The following is an 8,934-nucleotide window of genomic DNA, read 5'->3' as shown; positions in this document are numbered from 1 at the left end:
CCCACCGTGTGCCGGACCGAAGCCGGGTCGTCCGAGGACCGCTTCCCGCAGGATGCCTGCGCGCTCACACAGCGTCACCAATCCAGCCACGCCCAACCGGCAAAGGACCTGCGACGCGCTGCACTAGAGGACCGATTCCAGCGGTCGAACAGGAGAAGACCAGTGGCCACCGGAACACACCCCGCCGCCCGCCCGCCTCGTGTCCCCCGGGCCCGTCGGCCGCCTCCCGAGCTGGACCCCGCCCATGTGGACCGGTGGCGCCGCGAGGGGGGCGAGCTGATCGAGCTGCTGGCGCTGGCGCGCGATCTGCTCGGCGGCGTGGTGGCCGTCCGCCTCGGGTCGAGGCCCACGGTCCTGGTCACGGAGGCGCGGGCGGTGCAGCACGTCCTCGCCCAGCACGCGGACCGGTACGTCAAGCGTTCGCACCGCGCCCGGCTGTTGATCGGCGACGGCGCGCTCTCGGCGACCGGTGAGGCGTGGAAACGCCAACGGCGGCTGCTCCAGTACCAGTTCACCGGGGCGGGGATGCGCCGCCACGAACAGCGGATCGTCGAGGCCGCCCGGACGGCCGCCCGCCGCTGGACCGAGTACGGCCACAGCGGGCACACGCTCGACGTCGGCGAGGAGATGCGCCGGTTCGCGCTGGACACCATCTGGCGTTCCCTCACCGGCCACCCCCTCGACGAGGACACCGAACGCGAACTGGCCCTCGTGGGAACGCTCGTGGCCGCCCTGCCGACCCTGCCCGCCGAGGCGCTCGACGCGCGGGAGGCGGTCGCGGCCGACCTCGCCAGGATCGACCTCGTCGTCCGGCACGCCGTCGAGGCGGCCCGGGGGCGAGTGGCCGGCCCGACCGGCCCTGGGCTGCTCCACGTCCTGCTCGACGCGTCCACGGCGTCCGCCGAACACTCCGGGCACACCGACCGGCTCGTCCACGACGAACTGGTGACGCTGTTGGTCGCCGGCCACGAGACCACCGCGACCACGTTGACCTGGCTGCACCTGCTCCTCGACCGCCACCCCGAGGCCCGCGAACGGGTCCTGGCCGCCGGCGACGAGGGGTCGCCCGAGCGGCGCGCGGCGATCAGGGCGCTGGTCAGCGAGACCCTCCGGCTCTACCCGTCCGCCTGGATCCTGCCCCGTCGCAGCACGGCGCACGACACGCTGGCCGGGTACGCCATCGAGGCGGGGACCGACGTCCTGGTCTGCCCCTACCTCGCGCACCGCGACGCGGCCCTGTGGCCGGACCCCGAGCGTTTCGACCCGCGCCGGTTCACGGACCCGGGCGGGCGGCCCACCCATCCGGGTTCCTACCTGCCGTTCGGGCTCGGGCCGCGGGCCTGCCTGGGCTTGCAGTTCGCCCTTCTGGAGTCGACGGTCCTGCTCGAGCACCTGCTGCCCGGCCACACCGTGACCTTCCGCTCCGCTCCGACGAGGGCCGCGTACAGCGTCACGGTCCGCCCGGACGGTCCGACGCCGGCCGTGCTCACCGCGGCCGGGGCCGGGGCCGGGTAGAGGTCTCCCTCGACTCCGCGGGGGTCATCGGCCGGTGTGCGCGCACTCGCTGTCATCCCCGCCGCTGCGGCAGCCGACCATGCCGGTGAACCCCGGGGCCGGGTGATCGCGCTCGTCCTCGTGTCGCTGGGCCGCGCCTCCCGCGACGATCACGGCGAGCAGCAGGGCCATCATGACGAGTTGGCTCCACACCACCGCCCGCGCCCCGCGCCATCCCGCGAGGAGCGCGACGACCAGGGCGACGAGGAACACCACGGCGAGGGCGCCCAGGTATCCGTCGAGCCGCACCTCCGGCTCGTCCCGCGACGTGTCCAGCCGGAACGATTCCCCGAGCCAGACCAGTGCCACCCCGCACACGGCCAGCAGTTCCAGGAGGACCAGGCCGAAGGCCGCGCACCCGGACCCGCCCCGTGCCACGTCCGTGCGCTCGGGGGCGGGCCCCGTCGATGTCGTCATGTTCCCACTGTCGCCACGCGCGTCGGCGTGTGCATGAGTACGCGTACTCATGCACACGGCCGCGCGGTCAGGAGCCGGCGGCGGGTTCCGGCACCGGGCTCGGGCAGTCCGGGTGTCCCCAGCGCGTCCCCAGTTTCGCGATCATCTCGCCGGCCGCGTACTGCTTGCCGCAGGGACAGGTGCCGGGGAACTTGGCCTTGATGGACCGACCGCCGCGCGCGGGGGCCGCCTTGCCGCCGGCCGCGGCCCGGGGCGCGGAGGAGCGGCTCGCGGCGGAGCGCGGGGCGGAGCCGCGGGCCGGCGCGCTGCGCGCGGGCTCGGGAACCGGCAGGGACGCGTCGCCCAGGGCGGTGCCCGCGGCCTGCTGGCTGACGGCCGCGTCACTGGCCGCCTGGTCGGCGATCGCGTTCAGGTGGTCGCCGTCCTCGCGGTGGGCGGGCACGTAGCGGAACTCCACGTCCCGGTCGGCCAGCAGCGCGTCGATGCTCTCGACGAGTTCCCTGTTGGCCACCGGCTTGCCCGCCGCGGTCTTCCAGCCGTTGCGCTTCCACGCGGGGAGCCATTGGGTCACGGCCTTCATCGCGTACTGCGAGTCCATGCGCACCTCGACGACCGCGCCGGGGGCGACGGCCTCCAGGAGGCGCTGCAGGGCGGTGAGTTCGCCCACGTTGTTCGTGGCCCGCCCCAGTGGGCCGGACTCCCAGCGCTCGGGGCGCCCGTCGGCGTCGGCGATGACCCACGCCCATGCGGCGGGCCCGGGATTCCCCTTGGCCGCCCCGTCGCAGGCGGCAATGATGCGATCAGACATCCCCCGATCATGCCCCACCCGGAGACCGCCTTCGACCCGCGAGCCGGCGCGCGGGCCTCGGCCGGCGGGCCTCGGACCCCGTGCGTCACGTACGGAGGTACGAGGCTCCGTTGACGTCGAGGATCGTGCCGGAGGACCAGGTCGCCTCGGGCGAGGCGAGGTAGAGGACGGCCGAGGCGATCTCGCGCGGTTCGGCGACGCGGCCGAACGGGCTCTGCGCGGCGATCCGTTCGCCTTCCGGGGAGTTCAGCCGATCGGCGACCCGTTCCGTGGCGACGAAGCCGGGCGCCACGGAGGCGACGGCGATGTCGTGGGGTGCGAGGGAGACGGCCAGGGATTGGCCGAGGGCGTGCAGGGCCGCCTTGGTCGCCGCGTACGCGGGGTGCTCGGGTTCGCCCCGAAAGGCGCCGCGCGAGCCGACGTTGACGATGCGGCCCCCTCGCCCCTCGTCGATCATCCGGCGGGCGACGCAGTAGCTGATGTTGGCGGCGCCGAACAGGTTGACGGCGGCGGTCCGCTGCCAGGCCTCCTGCCACTGCGCGTACGGGGTGGTGGCCAGGGGGTGGGGGATCATCACGGCGGCGTTGTTCACCAGGACGTCCACCGCGCCGAGCGCCTCGGCGGCCTCGGAGACGAGCCCCTCGACGCGCGCGGGATCGGTGAGGTCGCCGGAGACCAGTACGTGGCCTTCCCCGGCCAGCGCCCCGAGGGCCTCACGCGCCTCGGACGCACGGGTGGAGCAGTGCACCGCGACGCGGTCCCCGCGCTCGGCGAACGCCGTCGCGATCGCGCGGCCGATGCCCCGGGAGGCGCCGGTGACCAGTACGCCTCGACTCGCCTTGTCCATCGCGCGCTCCCTCCGAATGTTGTCGATCATGACTCTGAACGGGGGCTCCCCCGATGTCAACCGGAGGTTGTGCCGTCCCGACCCGGGGCACGAACCCCACGGCATCCCCGGGTCGACCGGGGAGCCCACGGCACACGGACCCGGGAGCGAGGGGCTTCGATGAGTGATCGGAAGACCGCGGCGGAGGTATTCGACGAGGTGGGCGCGCACTACGAGGAGGTGTTCGGGCGGGTGCCCGGCCAGCTCGCGGCGCTGGACTGGCTCGCCGCCCGACTGGAGCCGGGCGCACGGGTGTTGGACGTGGGAAGCGGCACCGGTCGACCGACCGCCGAGGCGCTGGCGCGGGCCGGCTGCGCGGTGACCGGCATCGACGTGTCGGCGGAGATGGTCGGGCTGGCGCGGGCCCGGGTGCCGTCGGCCCGGTTCGAGCAGGCGGACGTACGGTCGTACACGGCCCCGGAGGGCGGCTTCGACGCGGTGTGCGCGTTCTTCCCGCTGCTGGTGATGGACCGGCAGGACGTGGTGGCGTCGCTGGAGCGGATGCTGTCGTGGGTGGCGCCCGGCGGGTACTTCGTCATGGCGACCGTGCCGGGGGACATCAGCGATCTGGACATCGTCTGGATGGGGCACGAGGTCACGGTCAGCAGCCTGTCCGCGAGCGAGTACCTGAGCAGGGTGGAGGGCGCCGGGCTGGAGGTGCTCGGCCACCACACGGCGGTGTTCGCGCCCGAGGTCGGGTCCGCCGATTCCCGCGAGGGCGCCGGCGGGGGTCTCGAACCGGAGGAGCACTTCTTCTGCCGTGCCCGTCGCCCCGCGTCGACGCCCGCCCCGACCCCGACGCCGGCCTCCCCGACGGATCTCCCGATATGACGATCGGCTGAACCGCTCATGGGACCGTGAATGCCCGATTCGCCGCCGAACGGTGCCATCAACCGAAGTATCCTGTGTGTCGCCAATTGCCCGCATTCGACTAGGTTTACGGTCGCTCTGACCCCAGTCCCCCTTGTGAAAGGCGATGTTGTGAAGCGAACGATGCGCAGCCGTGCCCTTGCCGCCCTGACCGTGCTGGCCGCCGCCGGCGCGCTGTCCGCCGTGGCCTCCCCGGCGCTGGCCGCGACCGCCGACGGCGACGTCCACCACGTCTACATCGTCGGCAGCACCAACGTGCAGTACGCGCAGGACGACAACTTCAACGCGGGCCGCGACAACACCGTCGGCTCCAACGACGGCACCGCGCCGCCGGCCGCCGCCGGCGCTGCGTCCGCGATGTCGCTGCTGGACGCGTCGAACTGGGCCGACACCTTCTAGTCGGACCGGGCCTCGGTCGATTGTTCCGGCGTCGTCTCCGCCTCGCGGACGCGGCGCCGGAACAGCGCGTGGAGCAGTACGGCGGTGAGGGTGCCCGCCACCACCGTGCTGCCGAGGATCGTACGGGCCCAGCCGGGGAATCCCTGGTAGATGTCGGGCGCGACCACCGGGAGCAGTCCGACGGTGAGGGCGAGCGCGATCACCGTGGAGTGGGTCTTCTCCCCCGGGCTCGCGCGCGTCAGCATGTCGACGCCCATCACGGCGATGATCCCGTAGATCACCAGCGCGGACCCTCCGACGACCGGAGCCGGTATGCCGGCCAGCAGTCGGGTGAGGGGGGCGAGCAGCCCCACGATCACGAGCAGCACACCGGCCCCGGCCGTGACGTAGCGGCTGCGCACGCCGGTGATCCGGCCGATCCCGATGTTCTCGGCGCTGGTCACCATCAGCGAGGTGCCGAAGAGCCCACCGAGGACGGATACCAGCGCGTCGGCCCTGGCCACGCGCGGTACGTCGCGTCCGGGATCGGACGCGTTGCCCACGGTCTCGCTGTTCAGGACGGTCTGTCCGGTGATCTCCGCGAGCGTGGTGAGGCTGAAGATCAGCAGTGGCAGCGCGGCGAGCACGTTGAACTGCGGTGCTCCGTACGGGAGAAGGTGCGGGAGGGCCAGTCCGCTGCCGGCGGCGGGCGCGAAGGTGCCCAGCCCGGTCGTGACGGCGATCAGGGTGCCGGCGCCCATGCCGAGCAGGACCGCCGTCTGTCTCCAGACCCCGCGCAGCAGGAACAGCAGCAGCACCGTCACGCCGATGGTGACGGCGGCCAGCAGGACCGCCGACGGCGCCGCGTACCCGGCGGCGGTGCGCGGACCGGTGATGAGTTGGGCGGCGACCCGGATCATGGCGATGCCGATCAGCAGCACGGCCGTGCCCATGACCAGCGGCGGGAAGAAGCGCACGATCCTGGCGTAGAACGGCAGGATCGCGAACAGCAGCGCCGCCGCGAGGAGCACGGATCCGGTCGCCGTGGCGGGCCCGTGGTCCTTGGCGATCTGGATGAAGAGCGCGGTGGCCGCACCACCGGGCAGCATGACGAACGGGAGCCGGGCCCCGATGCCCCGGGGGCCCAGGGACTGGAGCAGCGCGCCGACGCCGCACAGCACGAGGGTGGCGCTGAGCAGGGACGCGGTGCTGCCGGCGTCGAGCCCGAGGGCCTGCCCGGTGAGGAACGTCGTGGACACGGGCGCGGCGACCATGGCCAGCACGTGCTGCGCCGAGAGCGGGGCGAGCCGGGCCAGAGGCAGCCGCTCGTCGACCGGCCGCACCGGGCCGGCGGTCGTGTCGGCGGTGGTCACGAGCCGTTCTCCGCGGTCAGCCAGGGCAGTTCCCGCGCGGTGTACCGGTACGCGCGGAAGACCGCGTTGTGTTCGGCGGGGAAGAGGCCGCGCACCTCGGATTCCCGGTAGCCGCCGAAGTACGGGTTGACGTACTCCCAGCACAGGTAGCCCTCGGGGGTCACCTCGAAGAGGCGGCCTGCGGGCGAGTCCGTCACGAGGGTGTTGCCACCGGCGAGGCGTTGGGCGCTGCCCATGAACGGGGCGAAGAACGACTCGCGGGCGGGGTCGTGGTACTCCCAGACGATCTTTCCGGAGGGGCGGTCGATCTCGATGACACGGGAGTAGGGGACGTCCGATCCGGGCCGGAAGACGCCGTTGTCGAAGACGAGGATGTTGCCGTTGTCGAGCTCGGTGGGGGCGTGCTGCTGCGAGACCGTTCCCGGTGCGGTGCGCCAGAGGATCTCGCCGGTCTCCCGGCTGATGACGACGACGGCCGAGACGCTGCGCAGGCTCGCCAGGACGTTGCCGTCGGCGAGCGGGACGACGCTGTTGATCAGGGGCCAGTGTTCGCGCGAGTAGTCGGGGTGCAGCGCGTACTCCTCGCGGTCGAGGTGCTCGGCCGCGCTCCAGGACCAGCGGACGGAGCCGTCCGCGTCGACCTCCTTGATCGTGTCGGCCCAGACCGTGCCGTCCGGCTCCGAGCCCGGTACCCCGCCGCGCACGGCGGCGGCGTCCGCGCCCCGCAGCGGTTCGAGGCCCGTGTAGAGGACGCGGCCCTCGCCGAGGTGGTGGGCGTCGTGGTGCTGGAGCGGGTCGCGGTGCTCGCGCAGGATCGCGCCGTCGGGGGCGGCTTCGAGCATGACGCCGCCCCGGTACTTGTGCCACATGGGGAAGAGGGCGCTCTGGTCGGGCAGCACACCGCTGTAGGCCAGGTTCCCGTTCGCGAGGACGCGGGCGTGGCGACCGGGCCGGTAGGGGAGCTTCCACTCGTGGGCGACCTCGCCGTGCGGGTCGATCAGGTACACCTCGCCCGTCCCGGTGAGCGGGGCGAAGAGCGTGTAGCCCCCTTCCGAGGCGGAAGGGTCGAGGGCGATCAGGCCGGTGCCGCGGCGCCGACGCAGGTTCTGGTCGATCGGGGACATGCGATCCTCCTGTGAAACTTTCTTTGATCGGATCGATCGACTTAGAAACTAGCGACGGAGTGTTGCGGCACTGTGAAGGCAGTGCGAAGCCCGCGACCGATTGCGAGAGGATGATCCACACAGCGGAGGAATCGAGGAACCACGTGACGGACGAACCGCCCGCGCCCCTGATCGGGGCGGGCATCCGCAGGCGACGCAGGGCGCTGGACCTCACCCTCGCCGAGGTGGCGCGCCGCAGCGGGCTGTCGTCCCCGTTCCTCAGCCAGATCGAGAACGACCGGGCCCGTCCCAGCATGCGTTCGCTGCAACTCATCGCCGACGCGCTGGAGACCACGGCCGTCCAGCTGCTGACGGCGGCCGAGACCCCCCGGCGCGTGGACATCGTGCGCGCCGACGCCGACCCCGGGCTGGATCCCACGGCGCGGGTGCGCCCGCTGGTCCGCGGCCAACAACAGATGCACGCGCTGGAGTTCACCGGGGACCACGACGCGGACCGCGCGTTCCGGCACCGCAACGACGAGTTGATGTACGTCGCCGACGGAACCGTCGAGGTCGAGGCCGAGGGGCGCACCCACCACCTGGGCAGGGGCGACACCCTCTACCTCACCGGCGGGGTGCGGCACCGCTGGCGGGCGTTGGAGGAGGGCACCCGCGTCCTGCTCGTCGCGGTGGCGGACCACATCGAGACGACCGTGGACCCGCGCGCCTGAACGGTGTCGAACGGTCTTCGGCACCGAGGACCGGGGGCCGGCCGTTGGCGCGGTCTCCCGACACGCGGCCCCGGCCGCCGCGCCGGGCGACCTGTACGGACGCGGGTCCCGAACCGAGGTGGAGCGTCCGGGTCGCGTAGTCTCGGTGAATGGCGAAGTACTTCGACGTGCACCCCGAGAATCCGCAGCAACGCTCCATCGGCAACATCGCCGACATGATCCGCTCCGGCTCCCTCATCGCGTATCCGACCGACTCCTGCTACGCGCTGGGATGTCAGCTGGGCAATCGCGACGGCCTGGACCGGATCCGGTCGATCCGCCGACTGGACGACCGGCACCACTTCACCCTCGTCTGCCAGAACTTCGCGCAGCTGGGGCAGTTCGTCCACATCGACAACGACGTCTTCCGCGCGATCAAGGCCTCCACCCCCGGCAGCTACACCTTCATCCTGCCGGCGACGAAGGAGGTGCCGCGCCAGCTGCTCCACCCCAAGAAGAAGACGGTCGGCGTCCGCATCCCCGACCACGCGGTCACCCAGGCCCTGCTCGCCGACCTCGGCGAGCCGCTGCTGTCCAGCACCCTGCTCCTGCCGGACGAGCCCGAGCCGTTGACCCAGGGCTGGGAGATCAAGGAGCGCCTCGACCACGTGCTGGACATCGTGGTCGACTCCGGTGACTGCGGGACCAGGCCGACCACCGTCATCGACTTCTCGGGCGGCGAGGCCGAGATCGTGCGCCACGGGGCGGGCGACACGGCCCGCTTCGAGTAGCCCACGAGACCTGGGGCCCGACGCGGCGCGGGCGGCGTCGGGCC

General features: G+C 72.7%; 10 protein-coding genes. 5 read left to right on the top strand and 5 right to left on the bottom strand.

Going from position 1 to position 8,934, the window contains the following annotated elements:
* Positions 1-162: 162 nt before the first annotated feature.
* On the top strand, positions 163-1,515 hold the full coding sequence (locus tag OTB19_RS13085; RefSeq protein WP_267798294.1) for a cytochrome P450: 1,353 nt from the start codon (positions 163-165) through the stop codon (positions 1,513-1,515).
* A gap of 24 nt (positions 1,516-1,539) precedes the next feature.
* Here OTB19_RS13085 and OTB19_RS13080 read toward each other — a convergent pair whose 3' ends face one another.
* The 3 genes from OTB19_RS13080 to OTB19_RS13070 form a co-directional block, all read right to left on the bottom strand.
* Complete coding sequence (locus OTB19_RS13080) at positions 1,540-1,971, bottom strand: DUF6234 family protein (protein WP_267798292.1); 432 nt, start codon at positions 1,969-1,971, stop codon at positions 1,540-1,542.
* Between the two features lie 67 nt (positions 1,972-2,038).
* On the bottom strand, positions 2,039-2,779 hold the full coding sequence (locus tag OTB19_RS13075; protein ID WP_267798291.1) for a ribonuclease H family protein: 741 nt from the start codon (positions 2,777-2,779) through the stop codon (positions 2,039-2,041).
* Between the two features lie 85 nt (positions 2,780-2,864).
* A complete protein-coding gene (locus OTB19_RS13070) occupies positions 2,865-3,626 on the bottom strand; it encodes an SDR family NAD(P)-dependent oxidoreductase (RefSeq protein ID WP_267798289.1) in 762 nt (253 codons plus the stop codon).
* A 159-nt stretch (positions 3,627-3,785) separates the two neighbouring features.
* Between OTB19_RS13070 and OTB19_RS13065 the strand changes: the two genes are divergently transcribed.
* Both OTB19_RS13065 and OTB19_RS13060 read left to right on the top strand, forming a co-directional pair.
* Positions 3,786-4,496, top strand: a complete 711-nt coding sequence (locus OTB19_RS13065; protein ID WP_267798288.1) for a class I SAM-dependent methyltransferase — start codon at positions 3,786-3,788, stop codon at positions 4,494-4,496.
* 162 nt (positions 4,497-4,658) lie between these two features.
* Positions 4,659-4,934 (top strand): hypothetical protein, encoded by a 276-nt coding sequence (locus tag OTB19_RS13060; RefSeq protein WP_267798287.1) that lies wholly within the window; start codon positions 4,659-4,661, stop codon positions 4,932-4,934.
* On the opposite strand, the gene OTB19_RS13055 is transcribed toward OTB19_RS13060, so the two are convergent.
* Both OTB19_RS13055 and OTB19_RS13050 read right to left on the bottom strand, forming a co-directional pair.
* Positions 4,931-6,286, bottom strand: coding sequence for a uracil-xanthine permease family protein (locus OTB19_RS13055; protein ID WP_267798285.1), 1,356 nt, complete (start codon positions 6,284-6,286; stop codon positions 4,931-4,933). The genes OTB19_RS13060 and OTB19_RS13055 overlap by 4 nt on opposite strands.
* Positions 6,283-7,410: an aryl-sulfate sulfotransferase gene (locus tag OTB19_RS13050; RefSeq protein ID WP_267798284.1), complete on the bottom strand. Its 1,128-nt coding sequence runs from the start codon at positions 7,408-7,410 to the stop codon at positions 6,283-6,285. The genes OTB19_RS13055 and OTB19_RS13050 overlap by 4 nt, the downstream gene beginning before the upstream one ends.
* 143 nt (positions 7,411-7,553) lie before the next feature.
* Between OTB19_RS13050 and OTB19_RS13045 the strand changes: the two genes are divergently transcribed.
* Both OTB19_RS13045 and OTB19_RS13040 read left to right on the top strand, forming a co-directional pair.
* Positions 7,554-8,120 (top strand): helix-turn-helix domain-containing protein, encoded by a 567-nt coding sequence (locus tag OTB19_RS13045; protein WP_267798283.1) that lies wholly within the window; start codon positions 7,554-7,556, stop codon positions 8,118-8,120.
* Between the two features lie 149 nt (positions 8,121-8,269).
* Positions 8,270-8,890: an L-threonylcarbamoyladenylate synthase gene (locus OTB19_RS13040; protein WP_267798282.1), complete on the top strand. Its 621-nt coding sequence runs from the start codon at positions 8,270-8,272 to the stop codon at positions 8,888-8,890.
* Positions 8,891-8,934: the final 44 nt, after the last annotated feature.

The sequence above is a fragment of the Streptomyces sp. H27-H5 genome, from assembly GCF_026627505.1.
Classification (GTDB): domain Bacteria; phylum Actinomycetota; class Actinomycetes; order Streptomycetales; family Streptomycetaceae; genus Streptomyces.
Note: the sequence above shows the minus strand (reverse complement) of the source record. Positions and strands in the feature narration are given on the sequence as shown.